The following is a 15,327-nucleotide window of genomic DNA, read 5'->3' as shown; positions in this document are numbered from 1 at the left end:
GGAATGATGGCGCTAGGCCGGGGCTCCCAGCTCCGCCCAGACCGTCTTGCCCGAGACACCGGGAGTGCGCACGACCCCCCAGTCCAGGCACAGCCGCTGCACGATGAACATCCCGTGACCGCCGGGGCGCCCGGCGCGGTGCGGGGTGCGCGGGGCGGGCTGGCCGGTGCCGCGGTCGGAGACCTCGATACGGATCACCTTGTTGTCGCAGGACAGGAACAGCGCGTCGGGCCCCTCGGCGTGCAGACAGGCGTTGGTGACCAGCTCGGAGACGACGAGCAGCACATCCTCGGCGGCGGCCCGCTGGTCGGCGGTGGCGGCGGGCAGCCAGCCCCAGGCGTACAGCGCCTGACGGGTGAAGTCGCGGGCGAGCGGTACGACCCCGCTCTCGCCGTCGAGGCGCAGCCTGCGGACCTGCCGCCCCTCCGACGGCACGGCCGTCGCCCCCTCGGTGCCCATCAGCGCTTCACCTCACCGATCCGCCGGTTCGCGATTCAGTAGTCAGTACGTCAGTACAGGTCGGTACGTACGTCGTACGCAGGTCGTTCGTGGTTCACCCGGGGCTGTGGAGGCCGACGGGCTCAGGTTGTCTCCTGCCCGGCGGATCCGGCGGAACACCCCCTTGTGCGGCGATGTGGCCGGGGCGCGGCGCGGGCTTATCCGGCCTCGTCGGCCAGGGCGTCCTCGACGGAGTCGTGGACGGTGAAGACCGCCCCCGCACCTGTGATTTCGAACACACGGGCCACCACGGGGAGCATCCCCGCCAGATGCACCCCGCCACCGGCGGCCTCCGCCTTCAGGCGTGTGCCGAGAAGCACATTCAGCCCCGTGGAGTCACAGAACTCGAGCCGTGAACAGTCCACGACGAGTCGCGAGAACCCCTTCGCGAGGAGAGCGTCGAGCGGTTCGCGCAACAGATCGGCGGTGTGGTGATCGAGCTCACCCGCCGGTGTCACCACGGCGCTGGAGCCCTCTTCCCGCACCTCCACCAGAAGCCGGCCCGACTGTGCGCTGCCGACCGTCCCGCGGTCCATGCGTCTCTCTCTCCCGAGGTCGTGGCTGCTGACTGATGCCCTCGAACACTACGCCTTCCGTACGCACTCCGACAGCCGAACAACCGCCCAGAATCGGACATATAGCCACAGAACGCACTTGCGACGGACTTGGTGAAGCGGGTAGGGCTAGTAGGGACAAGAAACCGACACGGCCGGCTTTGGAGGCGCCGCACACCGCAGTGCACGCATGGCTTCGGCAGCCTTATGCCGAGAACGATGGAGGACACCATGTCACCCCGGCTCGACGCATCGCCTACCCACAACGCGACGTCGACACCCCCACCGGAACAACTGGATCCCATCGAGGGGCTCCCCGAGATCCCCCCGTACGACGAGGTCGACGCCGTCGACGCGCGGGCTCTGTCCAAGACCCTCTTCGCGCGGCTCGAGTCGCTCGAGGAAGGCACCCACGAGCACGCGTACGTGCGCAACACCCTCGTCGAGCTCAACCTGGCGCTGGTCAAGTTCGCCGCCTCCCGCTTCCGCTCCCGCAGCGAACCGATGGAGGACATCATCCAGGTCGGCACGATCGGCCTGATCAAGGCGATCGACCGCTTCGAGCTGTCCCGCGGTGTGGAGTTCCCCACCTTCGCCATGCCGACCATCATCGGCGAGATCAAGCGCTTCTTCCGCGACACCTCCTGGTCCGTGCGCGTACCGCGCCGGCTGCAGGAGCTGCGCCTCGACCTGGCCAAGGCCGGTGACGAACTGGCGCAGAAGCTGGACCGCGCACCTACGGTGCCGGAACTCGCCGAACGTCTTGGCCTGTCCAACGACGAGGTGGTCGAGGGCATGGCCGCGTCGAACGCGTACACCGCGGCGTCGCTGGACGCCCAGCCCGAGGAGGACGACACCGAGGGCGCGCTGGCGGACCGCATCGGCTACGAGGACCACGGACTCGAAGGCATCGAGTACGTCGAGTCGTTGAAGCCGCTGATCGCCGAACTCCCGTCCCGGGACCGGAAGATCCTCTCCCTGCGGTTCGTGGCGGGCATGACCCAGTCCGAGATCGGCGACGAGCTGGGCATCTCGCAGATGCACGTGTCGCGCCTGCTGTCCCGCACGCTGGTGCGGCTGCGCAGGGGGCTGACGCTGGAGGAGTGAGGCCCGGGACGACCCCCGCCTCCGCCAGGAGACTTGGTGAGCGGTCCGGCAGACGGTGCCGGACCGCTCTCACCTCTCCGCGCCGTGCCACGAGTCCCGTGGGTTACCCCGGGAAACGTCTTTCCCGACGGGTCTCCCTCCATCACTATGGGCACCCCGAACCGGCCGGTAGGTCGGAAGCGGGAGCGCGGACGGACGGCCGCGGCGGGTGCGAGGAGGCTCGGGAATGGCTCAGGGCGACCTGGCCGAGGGCGGCGGCGACAACGCGCGGGCCTCGGACGCGCGGCTGACGGAGCTGCTGCGCACCAGCACCGCGACCGCGTACCCGGCCCTGCGGGAACTGCGCGTGCGCCATCACTCGAGGGTCCTCGACTACGCACGGCTGTGCACGGCGACCGAGTCGGCGGCACGGCAGCTGGCGGCTCAGACCCACACGACCGCCGCCCGCGAGACGGCACGCGGCGTCGAACCGCGCGTCCCGCTGCGTCACCAACTCCTGCTGCTGACGGCCCGATCGGCCGCGACCTGGGCCGCGGACGAGCGCGTCGCGGGGGTGGACCCCGGTCTGCTCCTGGTCCTGAACTCGTCCGGCAACCCCGGCGGCCCGCCCCCGCCCCTGCTCCCGGCGTTCCGTACGCTGCCCTCCCGCACCCAGGGCCTCATCCGGTACGGCGTGGTGGAACGCGAACCGGCCGAGCGCACCGCCGTCTTCCTCGGCCTGACCCGCGAGGACGTGACGTACGGCACCCCGCAGGCCCTCCAGGCCATGGCGCAGGCCGTCCTCCGCTCCCGGCTCGCCGCCTCCGACGACCCGCGCTGCGGCGACTTCCGCCGGCTGATCGAGGAGTCGGTCCGGCCCGGCAACCCCCGCTACAGCCCCGACCTGCAGGCCCACATGGGGCACTGCCCGCACTGCACGGGCGCGTACGAGGACCTCACCGCCCTGCGGGACGACCCCCGCACGGTGCTGGCCGAGGGGTTGCTGCCGTGGAGCGGCACGGCGTACGTTCGCGACGAGGGCGCCGTCACCGTCCCCGAGTCCCGTACGGCGCACCGGAGTTGGCCGCCGTCCCGCCGGCTGGTGCTGGCCTCGGCGGCGCTGGGCGTGGCCCTGGCCCCGCTGCTGGTGTTCCTGCTGACCCGGCCCGGCTCGTCCGGACCGGGATCGGCGGCCGCGACCGTACTGCCCTCGAGCCCGCCGGTCACGGTGACGACGACGGCGACCGTCTCCCCGTCCCCGTCCCCGTCCACCGCGTCCCCCTCGCCCTCACCCTCACCGACCCGTACGTCCCACCCGCCGCGGACGTCGGCGCCGCCGAAGCCGACGCCCACCCCGAAGCCGGCGCCCCGGCCCCCGGGCGGCTCCTACGCCCAAGTGGTGAACGTTGCCACGGGCCGCTGCCTGGACGTCCGCGACGGCGACTTCGCGAAGGGCACGGACGTGATCACAGCCTCCTGCTCCTCCTCTCCCACCCAGCGCTGGCGCGTGGACACCGACCGCGGCGTCCTCCGGTCCGCCGCCGACCCCGACTTCTGCCTGGACAGCCGCGGCGCCGTGGACCGGGGTGTCGGCATCTGGGAGTGCGCCTCGGTGGACGGCCGCAACGGCCAGAACCTGCGCTTCACCGTCGGCTCCGGCGGCGTGATCCGGCCGGCGATCGCCATCGGGACGGGGGTGACGCCGGACGGGGGCGGCGACGGGGTGGCGCTGGAGCCGCTGGACGGCGGGGCGCGGCAGCAGTGGCGGGCAGGCGCGGCCTGACCGGTCCTCCAGAAGCCGCGCGACCGCGCCCCGCCCGGCGGAGCCGGCGACGCGGCTTGACCAGTCCTCCGGGGGGCGATCGCACCACCGCCGGGGGCTGGAGGTGGCTCAGACCTCGCGTACGCCCCGTCGCCACACGCCCGTGACCAGGGGAACGCCCGGCCGGTAGGCCAGGTGGACGTGGCTCGGGGCGTCCAGGAGTGCCAGGTCCGCGTACGCGCCCGGCGTGAGGCGGCCGATGTCGTCACGGCGCAGGGCCGCCGCACCGCCCGCCGTCGCCGACCAGACCGCCTCGTCCGGCGTCATGCCCATGTCCCGTACCGCCAGCGCGACGCAGAACGGGACGGAGGACGTGAACGACGAGCCCGGGTTGCAGTCGGTGGAGAGGGCGACGGTGACGCCCGCGTCCAGGAGCCGGCGGGCGTTCGGCCACTCGGCGCGGGTGGAGAACTCGGCGCCGGGCAGCAGGGTCGCGACCGTACGGCCGCTCGCCAGCGCGTCGACGTCCGCGTCCGTGAGGTGGGTGCAGTGGTCGGCGCTGGCCGCGTCCAGCTCGACGGCCAGCTGGACGCCCGGGCCGCAGGAGAGCTGGTTGGCGTGGATGCGGGGGTGCAGGCCCCTGGCCTTGCCCGCGGTGAGGATCGCGCGGGCCTGGTCACCGTCGAAGGCGCCCTTCTCGCAGAAGACGTCGATCCAACGGGCGTACGGAGCACAGGCGTCCAGCATCTCGCCGGTGACGAGGGCGACATAGGCCGCCGGGTCGTCGGCGTAGTCGGGCGACACGATGTGGGCGCCGAGGTAGGTGACCTCGTCGGTGTGCGCGGCGGCGATGCGCAGGGCGCGGGCCTCGTCCTCGACGGTCAGGCCGTAGCCGGACTTGGTCTCGAAGGTGGTGGTGCCCTGGCGCAGCGCCTCGGCGAGATAGCGGGTGAGGTTGGCCTCCAGGTCCGCGTCGCTCGCCGCGCGCGTCGCCGCGACCGTCGTGCGGATGCCGCCCGCGCTGTACGAGCGGCCCGACATACGGGCGTTGAACTCCTGGGTGCGGTCGCCCGCGAAGACCAGGTGCGAGTGCGAGTCGACGAAGCCCGGCAGCACCGCCCGGCCGCCCGCGTCGACCCGGTTGTCAGTGGCGGGTGCTTTGCTTGATTCACCGGTCCACGCGACGCGGTCGCCGTCGATGACGACGGCCGCGTCCTGGATCAGACCGAGGGGGGAGCTGTCCCCCAGGGAGGGGTCGTTGGTGACCAGCGTGGCGATGTTGGTGATGACGGTGCTGCTGCTCATGGCGTCCTCGTGGGTGGCTGCTGCGGGGGGCGTCAGGCGCGCAGGGCTTCGACGGCCCGCGCCAGGGCTTGGGGCACATCGGGTACGAGCGTGTGCGCCCCGTCGCGTACGACGTGCCGGCCTGCGACGATCGTGTGCCGTACGTCCGCTGCCGTCGCGGCGAATACGGCCGTCTCGGCGCCCAGGCGCGGCAGCGGCCCCGCTGTTCTGACCGAGTCGAGCGCGATCGTCGTGAGGTCGGCGAGCGCGCCGGTCTCGATCGTGCCCGCCTCGTCCCAGCCGAGGGCGGCGTGGCCGTCGGCGGTGGCGGCCCGCAGCAGTGCCGCGGCCGTCCAGTGACCCCGGGCCTGGGTGCGCAGCCGCTCGTTCAGCTCCATGGCGCGTGCCTCTTCGAGCAGGTCGGTCACGGCGTGACTGTCGGAGCCGAGGGACAGCGGGGAGCCCGCGCGCTGGAGGGCGACGGCGGGTCCGATGCCGTCGGCCAGGTCGCGCTCGGTCGTCGGGCACATGCAGGTGCCGGTGCGGGAGCCGCCGAGCAGGGCGATGTCCTCGTCGGTGAGGTGCGTGTTGTGCACGCCGGTGGTCCGCGGCCCGAGGACACCGTGGTCGGCGAGGAGCCGGGTGGGGGTGACGCCGTGCGCCTCTCGGCAGGCGTCGTTCTCGGCGGTCTGCTCGGACAGGTGCACATGGAGCGGGGCCCGCCGCTCCTCGGCCCACAGCGCCACCGTCGCCAACTGGCCTGCGGGCACGGCCCGTACGGAGTGGATCGCGGCCCCGATCCGTGCGTGATCCCGGTCCTTGAGAACTGAACAGCGTTCGGCCCAGGCCTCCGCGCTCCCGTCGGAGAAGCGGCGCTGGTGGGTGTTGGGCGGTTGTCCGAAGCCGGAGGACAGATAGCAGGTGTCGAGGAGGGTGATGCGGATACCGGCTTCGGCGGCGGCGTCGAGGAGCGCCTCGCCCATGGCGTTCGGGTCGGCGTAGGGGGTGCCGTCGGGCGCGTGGTGCACGTAGTGGAACTCGCCGACGGCCGTGATCCCCGCCAGCGCCATCTCCGCGTACACCGCGCGGGCGAGGGCGTGGTAGGTCTCCGGGGTCAGCCGGTCTGCGACGGAGTACATGACCTCGCGCCAGGTCCAGAAGGTGCCGGAGCCGACCTGGACGGTGCCGCGCAGGGCGCGGTGGAAGGCGTGGCTGTGCGCGTTCGCGAGCCCGGGAAGGGTGAGTCCGCGCAGCACCTCGGCGCCGGGCGGCGGAGCGGGGACACCGGTGCGGACGCCGGCGATCCGGCCGCCGCTCGTGTCCATGTCCACGGCCACGCCCGGTTCGACGTGGGTGTCGAGCCAGGCGTGCTCCAGCCAGTACGTCCGCTTCGTCACGTGGCCAGCCCTTCCAGTACGTCGGTGAGCGCGTGCACCCCGGCCAGGCAGTCGTCCTCGGCCGCGAACTCGGCCGGGGAGTGCGAGACTCCGGTGGGGTTGCGCACGAACAGCATGGCGGTCGGGATGCTCGTGGAGAGGATCCCGGCGTCGTGTCCGGCACCGGTCTCCAGGACGGGGACCGTCAGGTCCGTGTCCTTGCCGAGGATGCGGGCGAGTTCGTCGCGCAGGGCGTGGTCGAACTCCACGACGGGCGTGAAGGACTCCCGGACGACGTCGAGGTCGACGCCATGGGCGGCGGCGTAGTCGCGCGCGGCGCTCTCGACCGCGCCGACCACTCGGTCCAGGGCCTCTTGATCGGCGGCACGGGAGTCGAGCCAGCCGCGCACCAGGGAGGGGATGGCGTTGACGCCGTTCGGCTCGACGGCGATCTTGCCGAAGGTGGCGACGGCACCGGCGAGCCGGGCCTCCCGGCGGGCGGCGAGCACGGTCTCGGCGTAGGGCAGCATCGGGTCGTGCCGGTCCACCAGCCGGGTCGTCCCGGCATGGTTGGCCTCCCCACGGAAGTCGAACCGCCACCGCCCGTGCGGCCAGATGGCACTGGCGACACCGACCGCGTCCCCGGTGAGGTCGAGGGCCCGCCCTTGCTCGACGTGCAGTTCGACGAAGGCACCGATCCGGGCGAGCCGCTCGGGGTCGGCCCCGATCCCGTCGGGGTCGTACCCGGCGGCCTCCATGGCCCGCGGCAGCGTGACGCCGTCGCCGTCGGTGAGCCGATGGGCCTGCTCGACGGTCAACTGCCCGCCGGCGAGCCGCGACCCGACACAGGCGAGCCCGAACCGGGCCCCTTCCTCGTCACCGAAGTTGACGATGCCGAGGGGCTTGGCGAACTGCACTCCCCTGCGACGCAGTTCATCAAGAGCGGCGAAGGAGGACACGACCCCGAGGGGCCCGTCGAAGGCACCGCCATCGGGCACGGAGTCAAGATGCGACCCGGTGACGACGGCGTCCCCCTGGGAGGGATCCCCGAGCCAGGCCCACTGATTCCCGTTCCGATCGACTTCATGGACCAGACCACGAGCTTCGGCCTGCTCCTCGAACCAGGCCCGGCACTCGGCATCGGCCCCTGTCCAGGCGTAGCGCCGGTAGCCGCCTGAGCCGGAGTCACGCCCGACGGGAAGCAACTCACGCCACATCTCATGAAAGGAACCGCCCACAGGCTCGGGCCGTACGGGCTGTGGGCAGTCGTTCCGCAGGGCGATGGGGGTCCCCCCGGTCGAGCGAAGCCGAGACCGGGGGCGGGTGGGCACAGCCGGACCCGCACCCGGCGACGAGACCTCGGACTGCACCGGAGAGTCACCGTGCCCGCCCTCACGAACCGTCACGCGTCGTCACCCTCGCGCATCGGCACCCGGACCCCGCGCTCCTGCGCCACGGTCTCCGCGATGTCGTACCCCGCGTCCACATGCCGAATGACACCCATCCCGGGGTCATTCGTCAGCACCCGGCGGATCTTCTCCCCGGAGAGCTTCGTCCCGTCGGCCACCGTGACCTGACCCGCGTGGATGGACCGCCCCATGCCCACGCCCCCGCCGTGGTGGATGGACACCCACGACGCACCGGACGCCACGTTCACCATGGCATTCAGCAGCGGCCAGTCGGCGATCGCGTCGGACCCGTCCAGCATCGCCTCGGTCTCCCGGTACGGCGACGCGACGGACCCGCAGTCGAGATGGTCACGCCCGATGGCCAACGGTGCCGCCAGCTCCCCGCTCGCCACCATGTCGTTGAACCGCTCGCCGGCCTTGTCACGCTCGCCGTACCCGAGCCAGCAGATACGCGCGGGCAGGCCCTGGAAGTGGACGCGCTCACTGGCCATCTTGATCCAGCGGGCCAGGGGCTCGTTCTCCGGGAAGAGCTCGAGGATCGCCTTGTCGGTCTTGGCGATGTCGGCCGGGTCGCCGGACAGCGCCGCCCAGCGGAAGGGGCCCTTGCCCTCGCTGAACAGCGGCCGGATGTAGGCGGGGACGAAGCCGGGGAAGGCGAACGCCCGCTCGTACCCGGCGAGTTTGGCCTCGCCACGGATCGAGTTGCCGTAGTCGAAGACCTCGGCGTCGGCGTCCTGGAAGCCGACCATGGCCTCGACGTGCTTCGCCATGGACTCACGCGCACGCGTGGTGAACCCGGCCGGGTCCTTGGCGGCGGCGTCGGCCATGTCCTCGAAGGCCACACCCAGCGGCAGGTACGACAGCGGGTCGTGGGCCGAGGTCTGGTCGGTGACGATGTCGATGGGCGCGTTCATCGCGAGCAGCTGCGGCACCAGCTCGGCGGCGTTGCCGAGGACGCCGATGGACAGCGGGCGACGGGCGTCACGGGCCTCGACGGCCAGCTGGAGTGCGTGGTCGAGGCTGTCGGCCTTCACGTCCAGGTAGCGGTGCTCGATACGGCGCTCGATGGCGCGCGGGTCGCAGTCGATACAGAGGGCGACGCCGTCGTTCATGGTCACGGCCAGCGGCTGGGCGCCGCCCATGCCACCGAGGCCGGCGGTCAGCGTGATGGTCCCGGCGAGCGTGCCGTTGAACTTCTTCGCGGCGACGGCGGCGAAGGTCTCGTAGGTGCCCTGGAGGATGCCCTGGGTGCCGATGTAGATCCAGGAGCCGGCGGTCATCTGGCCGTACATGGTCAGGCCGAGGGCCTCCAGGCGGCGGAACTCTTCCCAGTTGGCCCAGTCGCCGACCAGGTTGGAGTTGGCGATGAGGACGCGCGGGGCCCATTCGTGGGTCTGCATGACGCCGACCGGGCGACCGGACTGGACGAGCATGGTCTCGTCCTGCTTGAGGGTGCGAAGCGTGCGCACCATCGCGTCGAAGGAGCGCCAGTCGCGGGCGGCCTTGCCGGTGCCGCCGTAGACGACGAGCTTGTCGGGGTGCTCGGCGACCTCGGGGTCGAGGTTGTTCTGGAGCATCCGGAGGGCGGCCTCCTGCTGCCATCCCAGGGCGCTCAGTTCCGTACCTCGGGGAGCTCGTACGGGGCGGGGTCCTGACATGGTCTGCCTCCTGGCGGATTGCTCCCAAGGGATTGTTACTGGACTATTCACATCCTGACGCTATGAATAGAGCTAGTCAATACGGCGGTACACCCCTGTCTGCGCTGTACAGGTGCTTCGCTGGACGTATGCATTGGAGTGATGAGATGACAGGGGGCGTCGTGAGCGACGCGAAGTCGGCTTACGCGGAGCAGTCCGAGCGGGCGGCACGCCGGGACGAAGCGGTGCGGGCCGCCGTGGAGCAGGGGCTGCTGGGGCCCGGCAGTCCGGTCGTGGGACTGCTCGACGTCACCGGCATCAGGGAGGCCGCGGCCGGACTCCGCGCGGCGTTCGAGGCGGTGACGGCCCCTGGCACGCCCGTGCTGCACGCCTTCGCGGTGAAGGCGTCGCCGCTGGTGCCGGTGGTGCGGCTGCTGCACGAGGAGGGCATCGGCGCGGAGGTGGCGAGCCCGGGCGAGCTGGCGCTGGCGCGCGCGGCGGGGCTGCCCGGGGAGCACATCGTGCTGGACGCGCCCGCGAAGACTACGGCCGAACTGCGGGAGGCGCTGGACCTCGGGGCCACGCTCCACGCCGACAATCCGCAGGAGCTGGACCGCCTCGACGGTCTCATGCGCTCGTCCGGCAGCCGTTCGCCGATCGGGATCCGGGTGAATCCGCAGGTCGGCGCGGGCTCCATCGAGGCGCTGTCGACGGCGACGGCAACCTCGAAGTTCGGAGTGGCGCTGCGCGACGAGGGGGCCAGGGAGTGGGTCGTGCGGGCCTATCTGGACCGGCCGTGGCTGACCCGGCTGCATGTGCACGCGGGGTCCCAGGGGGTTCCGTTGTCCGTGATGGCCCAGGGCATCGCGGAGACCTACCGGCTCGCCGAGGAGATCAACGAGCGCGCGGGCCACCGTCGGATCGACACGCTCGACATCGGCGGCGGGCTGGCGGTGAACTTCGGTTCGGACGAGACCACGCCGACGTACGCGCAGTACGCGCGGCTGCTCAGCGAGGCGGTGCCGGGGCTGTTCGACGGGCGGTACGGACTCGTGACCGAGTTCGGGCGGTCACTGCTGGCCAAGCAGGGGACAGTGGTCGCGCGCGTGGAGTACGCGAAGAGCGCCGGCGGGCGGGCGGTCGCGGTGACGCACGCAGGCGTGCAGGTGGCGACGCGGACGGTCTACGCGCCCGGGACATGGCCGCTGAGGATCGCGGCGTACGACGCGAAGGGGCGGCCCAAGACGGGTCCCGAGGTGGTGCAGGACGTGGCGGGCCCGGCCTGCTTCGCGGGCGACCTGCTGGCGGAGGGTCGGGCGCTGCCGCTGCTGGAGCAGGGGGACTATGCCGCTGCGCTGGACACCGGGGCGTATTACTTCGCGCATCACTATGCGTACAACTCGCTTGCGCGGCCAGGAGTTTATGGGTTCGTGCCGGACGGGGCCGGGGGCGTGACCTTCGCTACGGTGCGCGAGCCGCAGACGATCGCGGAGATCGTTGCGGAGTCCGGGGGTTCGTTTGCCTCTTCGTTGACGGAGTTGGGGTAGCTACGCGCCGTGGGGGATCTGGTGGGTGCGCGGCTGCCGGTTCGTCGTGGCTTGTCGCGCCCACGCGGCGGAGCCGCACATCGATACAGCCCCGCCCCTTCAGGTCCGCCGCAGTCCCCTCAGACCAGCACCGCCGAGCGCCTCCGAGCTCCGCCCGGGGCCGCGTCCCCCGCCGCGATGCCTGTGCCCCGGTAGGCCTTGACGGGCTTGCCCGCGGGCCGGCCGCCACGCCGGTCGAGCCAGTCGACGCGCACCCACAGCAGCGTGTCCTCGGCGCGTTCGCGCCGCCCGAGCCAGGCCGCCTTCAGCCGCAGCCCGGTGCCGGTCCCGGCGAGCAGCATGCCACCGGCCGCGGGCACGGCGAAGGAGCTGCCGAGGGCCAGGACGAAGGCGAGCAGCAGCCACCAGCGGTGACCCCGGCGCCAGGTGCGCACGCTGACCGCGCGGTCCTGGAGCACATCGTGCTTGCTCGCGCGGGCGGCGGCATGGGCGAGGTCGGCGTACCGGCGGCGACGGGTGTACGCCACGGCACCTGCTGCCAGGATGAACAGCGCCGCCCCGGCCAGCACACCGATCCGACGCCCCGTCACCCCCGGCGGCACCACCCCGACACCCGCCGCGAACACCCCGGCCCACCACAGCGGCGCCGCCCCGGCCCGCACGACGACGGCCACCCGGGCCAGCCCCTGTCCTCCGCGCGCCACGCCGACCTCCCGCGTCACGTCCGTACGTACAACGTCTGCGGGCGGCACGTTAACGACTCAACGTGAGACCAGTCTGAGAGCGGCGGATCACTCCACGAACAGCCCCCGCACCGCCGCCTTCGCGTCGAACTCCTCCAGGCGGGCCTGGGCGTCCGGGAGGTCGTCGCACATGGCCTCGAGCAGCACGCGGCCGAGCAGCATCGGCGCGCAGGCCGTGTCGAAGGCGAGGCCCGTGCCGACCGCGGCCGGGAGCAGAAGGTCGGAGTACTTGGCGACGGGCGCGAACGCCGAATCGGCGACCGTGACCACCGACAGGCCGGCCTCCTTGGCGTAGGCGAGGGTGTCGACGACCTCGCGCGGGTGCCGGGGCAGGGCGAAGCACAGCAGGGTCGAGGCGCCCGCGTGGACGGCCGCGTCGATGCGGTCGTGGATCATGGTGCCGCCCTCGTTGAGCAGCCGTACGTCCGGGTGGACCTTGGCGGCGAAGTACGCGAAGCCGTACGCCTGGGAGGCGGCGGCGCGCAGCCCCAGCACCGCGAGCGGACGGGAGGCGGCCAGCATCCGGCCCGCCCGCTGCACCGGGCGCAGGTCGGCCAGCACCTCGGCCAGGTGCCGCAGGTTCTCGATCTCGGCCTCGACGGCCTGCTGGTACTCGTTGTGCGTGGCCGAGTCCGCGGCGGGTTCGGCGGGCACGACGTCGCGCAGGTGCTTGCGCAGGGCGGGGTAGCCGTCGAAGCCGAGGGCGACCGCGAAGCGGGTCACGGACGGCTGGCTGACCCCGGCCAGTTCGGCCAGCTCCACGCTGGACAGGAACGGCACGTCGGACGCCCGCCGCACCATGCTGTGCGCGATGCGCCGCTGGGTCGGCGTGAGCCGGTGCCCCTCGAAGAGCGCCTGCAGTCGAGTCGCAGGGCTGTCGGTCACGCTCATGACGTGCTCCCCCTCCAGATGTCCGTGAACCGGTCGAGCAGTGCGGCGGCGGCCGTCACGTCGTCCGTGAGCGGCCGGTCGGCCGGGTCGTCGTCGAGCACCGCCTCGGCGAGCGCCACCGCCCGGCCCGCCGGAAGCTCCGGGTCGGGCCTGAGGCCGCGCTGGCGCAGCGCCCGTACGGCGGCGACGAGTTCGCAGCCGGCCACCAGACGGTACGCAGCGCAGGCGCGCAGCGTCTGCCGGGCGGCGAGCGAGGCGAAGCTGGCCTGTTCCTCGACGCCCCGGGAGAGTACAGCGTGGCCGAGCGACGCGGGGGCCGAGAACGCGCGCAGATCGCCGAGGGCGGCGCCGGCGGCGTACTCGAGGATCATCACGCCGGAGGACGCGGGCTCGTGGTCGGCGAGGAAGGGGCGCAGCCGGGTGTAGGCGGGCTCGTTGAGGGTGGACAGGCGGGACGTGGACAGCCGGGCGACCTGGGTGACCGCGAGCCTGAAGTGATCCAGGGCGAGGGCGAGTTGCGCCTGGTAGAAGCCGCCGTGGTGGTAGGCGGCCATGTCCTCGACGGAGATGAGGGGGTTCTCGGCGGCCGCGTTGATCTCCACGGTGAGCACCTCTTCGAGGGCGTCCGCCGCGTCGTGCGCGGGACCGTGGATCTGGGGCAGGCAGCGGAAGCCGTACGGGTCCTGGATCCGGCCGAGCGGCGGGGTGGGCCGGTCGGCGGCGCCGATCAGCTCCCGCATGCGGCGTGCGACTTCGGCACTTCCCCGGTGACGGCGGGCGGCGTGGACGGGCGCGGCGTACGCCTCGTGCGACCCGTCGACGGCCAGCAGGGAGAGCGCGGCCACGACCTGGGTGGCTCCGATGAGCCCCCGCAGCTCGTGCAGGGCGAGGGCGGCCTGGCCGAGGGTGAGCGCGTTGCTGCTGATCAGGGCGAGGGCGTCGTTGTTGTCCAGGGGCTGCGGCTCGGGGGCGGCCGGGCCCCGCCAGGGATGCTCCCCGGCCAGCGCGAGCCCCAGCTGGGCCAGCGGCGCGATGTCGCCGGTGCCGACCGAGCCGAACTCGTTGACCACCGGGTACGCGCCCGTCTCCAGCGCCTCGCACAGGGCCGTGATCACGCTGGGGCGCAGACCGGCACCGCCCGCGAGGAGCTGGTTGGCCCGCACGGCGAGCATCGCCCGGACCTGCCGCGCGGGCAGCTCCTCGCCGATCGCGCCCGCGTGGCTGCGCAGCAGGCGCAGGCCGTGTCCGGCGGCTGCCTCGGTCGGCACGTCCGCGTTCCGGTTGGCGCCCACGCCGGTCGAGCGGCCGTACACGCGCCCGGTGGCCGCGATCTTCCGCGCCGCGTCCCAGGACTCCTCCGCCCGGCGCATCGCGTCGGTCCCGGGAACCGGCCGCGCGGCGCCGTCGGCAAGGCGTACGACGTCCTCGACGCCCATACCGATCCCGTCGAGGACGACCAGGCCGCCGTGCACGGACTCCGGGGCGTCCACGATTCGAGACGACATCACACAAAAACTCCCCTCAAACCAGGACATCCGATCTTGTTCCTCGGTCACCAGTTATCTCGGATCAACACCGGAGCATTGACAACCTATTCAGACACCAAAAACTCTGCATGACGTTATACAGCCAGGCAAGGGACACCTCGTGATCCAGTTCGATGCGGTCCACAAGCGTCTCCCGAACGGCACGACAGCAGTCCACGATCTCTCCCTGGAGATGCCGGAGGGCGGCGTGACCGTCCTGGTCGGATCCTCCGGTTGCGGCAAGACGACCACCCTGCGGATGAGAAGCAGAGCGGCAGGCTCGCCATCGGCGCCACACCTGGGGTCAAGAAGCGCCAGGCCGGCACGGTCGGCCTGAGGGGCGTGTACAGCGTCGAGTTCAAGGGGTTCAACTCGCTGGACTCCGACGGCCCGCTGGTCAAGGGCGCCCCGAAGAAGAGCGACGTCGACGTGGCGAACCTCTTCACCACCGACACCGACATCGAGGCCAACGGCCGGGTGGTACTGGCCGACCCGAAGCATCTGATCCCGAGCCAGCACATCGTGCCGCTCATCGCCGACCGCAAGGCCGACGACACGGTCCGCAAGGCGCCGCCCCGGCTCGGCAACACCCTGACCACCGCCGACCTCACCGAACTCAACCGCCAGGTGAACAAGGACAAGAAGGACCCCGAGGACGTGGCGAACGCGTACGCGCGGCACAAGGGACCGGTGAAGTAGATGGCAGGGCTCGTCGAACTCCGCTCCATCGACGTCGCCCCCGACGAGGAGCGCCACGGCACGGCGTTCAGCCAGTTCACCCTGCGGCTCGGCGCCGACCTCCAGATCACCGCGGTCGTCACCGGCGCCCTCACGGTCGTCTTCGGCGGGGATGCCGTCCGGTCACGACACTTCGCGACCCGCGCGCCGGAGCGGACGGCCCTCGCGCCGGACGCCGATCAAGAGGCGGTATCGCGTCAGCGATGATCTGACGACGAATCAGCCAAGTGTCGTTAAATGGACACCCAGGGTGACGGTCCGGGTGCTTACGGTGAG

The 15,327-nt window shown here is 72.1% G+C and carries 12 protein-coding genes and 3 pseudogenes; 6 read left to right on the top strand and 9 right to left on the bottom strand.

The window, feature by feature from the left end:
• Window positions 1-12: 12 nt before the first annotated feature.
• Window positions 13-459 (bottom strand): ATP-binding protein, encoded by a 447-nt coding sequence (locus IEZ19_RS19585; RefSeq protein WP_189312508.1) that lies wholly within the window; start codon window positions 457-459, stop codon window positions 13-15.
• Window positions 460-656: 197 nt separating this feature from the next.
• The gene (locus IEZ19_RS19580; protein WP_189312507.1) at window positions 657-1,034 is read right to left on the bottom strand and encodes an STAS domain-containing protein; all 378 of its coding nucleotides are present in this window, start codon (window positions 1,032-1,034) and stop codon (window positions 657-659) included.
• 249 nt (window positions 1,035-1,283) lie between these two features.
• Between IEZ19_RS19580 and IEZ19_RS19575 the strand changes: the two genes are divergently transcribed.
• Window positions 1,284-2,159: an RNA polymerase sigma factor SigF gene (locus IEZ19_RS19575; RefSeq protein ID WP_189312506.1), complete on the top strand. Its 876-nt coding sequence runs from the start codon at window positions 1,284-1,286 to the stop codon at window positions 2,157-2,159.
• A gap of 226 nt (window positions 2,160-2,385) precedes the next feature.
• A complete protein-coding gene (locus IEZ19_RS19570; RefSeq protein ID WP_189312505.1) occupies window positions 2,386-3,921 on the top strand; it encodes a ricin-type beta-trefoil lectin domain protein in 1,536 nt (511 codons plus the stop codon).
• Between the two features lie 108 nt (window positions 3,922-4,029).
• On the opposite strand, the gene hutI is transcribed toward IEZ19_RS19570, so the two are convergent.
• The 4 genes from hutI to hutU form a co-directional block, all read right to left on the bottom strand.
• Entirely contained in the window at window positions 4,030-5,205 is a 1,176-nt protein-coding gene (gene hutI, locus IEZ19_RS19565; RefSeq protein WP_189312504.1) for an imidazolonepropionase, read from the bottom strand.
• A 32-nt stretch (window positions 5,206-5,237) separates the two neighbouring features.
• A complete protein-coding gene (locus tag IEZ19_RS19560; protein WP_189312503.1) occupies window positions 5,238-6,581 on the bottom strand; it encodes a formimidoylglutamate deiminase in 1,344 nt (447 codons plus the stop codon).
• Complete coding sequence (locus tag IEZ19_RS19555) at window positions 6,578-7,777, bottom strand: allantoate amidohydrolase (protein ID WP_189312502.1); 1,200 nt, start codon at window positions 7,775-7,777, stop codon at window positions 6,578-6,580. Before IEZ19_RS19555 ends, IEZ19_RS19560 begins: the two co-directional genes overlap by 4 nt.
• A 185-nt stretch (window positions 7,778-7,962) precedes the next feature.
• On the bottom strand, window positions 7,963-9,627 hold the full coding sequence (gene hutU / locus IEZ19_RS19550; RefSeq protein WP_189312501.1) for a urocanate hydratase: 1,665 nt from the start codon (window positions 9,625-9,627) through the stop codon (window positions 7,963-7,965).
• Window positions 9,628-9,773: 146 nt separating this feature from the next.
• Here hutU and IEZ19_RS19545 point away from each other — a divergent pair, with 146 nt between their 5' ends.
• Entirely contained in the window at window positions 9,774-11,153 is a 1,380-nt protein-coding gene (locus IEZ19_RS19545; protein ID WP_189312500.1) for a type III PLP-dependent enzyme domain-containing protein, read from the top strand.
• A gap of 119 nt (window positions 11,154-11,272) precedes the next feature.
• Here IEZ19_RS19545 and IEZ19_RS19540 read toward each other — a convergent pair whose 3' ends face one another.
• The 3 genes from IEZ19_RS19540 to IEZ19_RS19530 all read right to left on the bottom strand — a co-directional run bounded on the left by IEZ19_RS19540 (window position 11,273) and on the right by IEZ19_RS19530 (window position 14,292).
• Entirely contained in the window at window positions 11,273-11,857 is a 585-nt protein-coding gene (locus IEZ19_RS19540; protein WP_189312499.1) for a hypothetical protein, read from the bottom strand.
• Window positions 11,858-11,944: 87 nt separating this feature from the next.
• Complete coding sequence (locus IEZ19_RS19535; protein ID WP_189312498.1) at window positions 11,945-12,787, bottom strand: MurR/RpiR family transcriptional regulator; 843 nt, start codon at window positions 12,785-12,787, stop codon at window positions 11,945-11,947.
• A complete protein-coding gene (locus IEZ19_RS19530) occupies window positions 12,784-14,292 on the bottom strand; it encodes an aromatic amino acid ammonia-lyase (RefSeq protein WP_189312497.1) in 1,509 nt (502 codons plus the stop codon). Before IEZ19_RS19530 ends, IEZ19_RS19535 begins: the two co-directional genes overlap by 4 nt.
• A gap of 118 nt (window positions 14,293-14,410) precedes the next feature.
• Here IEZ19_RS19530 and IEZ19_RS19525 point away from each other — a divergent pair.
• The 3 pseudogenes from IEZ19_RS19525 to IEZ19_RS19515 form a co-directional block, all read left to right on the top strand.
• Window positions 14,411-14,584 (top strand): annotated as a pseudogene (locus IEZ19_RS19525) (ATP-binding cassette domain-containing protein); the annotation flags it as partial.
• Window positions 14,578-15,012, top strand: a pseudogene (locus tag IEZ19_RS19520) (glycine betaine ABC transporter substrate-binding protein); the annotation flags it as partial. The pseudogenes IEZ19_RS19525 and IEZ19_RS19520, both read left to right, overlap by 7 nt.
• A pseudogene (locus tag IEZ19_RS19515) lies at window positions 15,013-15,177 on the top strand (cytosine permease); the annotation flags it as partial.
• Window positions 15,178-15,327: the final 150 nt, after the last annotated feature.

The sequence above is a fragment of the Streptomyces brasiliensis genome (assembly GCF_014647875.1).
GTDB lineage: Bacteria > Actinomycetota > Actinomycetes > Streptomycetales > Streptomycetaceae > Streptomyces > Streptomyces brasiliensis.
The sequence above is the reverse complement of the archived record's forward strand: the minus strand, read 5'-3'. Positions and strand labels throughout refer to the sequence as shown.

What these genes read in the sequence shown, in the direction of transcription:
- IEZ19_RS19570 (WP_189312505.1), top strand. Translation starts at nt 2,386, where the DNA reads ATGGCTCAGGGCGACCTGGCCGAGGGCGGCGGCGACAACGCGCGGGCC.
- IEZ19_RS19535 (WP_189312498.1), bottom strand. Translation starts at nt 12,787, where the DNA reads ATGAGCGTGACCGACAGCCCTGCGACTCGACTGCAGGCGCTCTTCGAG.
- IEZ19_RS19530 (WP_189312497.1), bottom strand. Translation starts at nt 14,292, where the DNA reads ATGTCGTCTCGAATCGTGGACGCCCCGGAGTCCGTGCACGGCGGCCTG.
- IEZ19_RS19575 (WP_189312506.1), top strand. Translation starts at nt 1,284, where the DNA reads ATGTCACCCCGGCTCGACGCATCGCCTACCCACAACGCGACGTCGACA.
- IEZ19_RS19585 (WP_189312508.1), bottom strand. Translation starts at nt 459, where the DNA reads ATGGGCACCGAGGGGGCGACGGCCGTGCCGTCGGAGGGGCGGCAGGTC.
- IEZ19_RS19545 (WP_189312500.1), top strand. Translation starts at nt 9,774, where the DNA reads ATGACAGGGGGCGTCGTGAGCGACGCGAAGTCGGCTTACGCGGAGCAG.
- IEZ19_RS19580 (WP_189312507.1), bottom strand. Translation starts at nt 1,034, where the DNA reads ATGGACCGCGGGACGGTCGGCAGCGCACAGTCGGGCCGGCTTCTGGTG.
- IEZ19_RS19555 (WP_189312502.1), bottom strand. Translation starts at nt 7,777, where the DNA reads ATGTGGCGTGAGTTGCTTCCCGTCGGGCGTGACTCCGGCTCAGGCGGC.
- hutI (WP_189312504.1), bottom strand. Translation starts at nt 5,205, where the DNA reads ATGAGCAGCAGCACCGTCATCACCAACATCGCCACGCTGGTCACCAAC.
- hutU (WP_189312501.1), bottom strand. Translation starts at nt 9,627, where the DNA reads ATGTCAGGACCCCGCCCCGTACGAGCTCCCCGAGGTACGGAACTGAGC.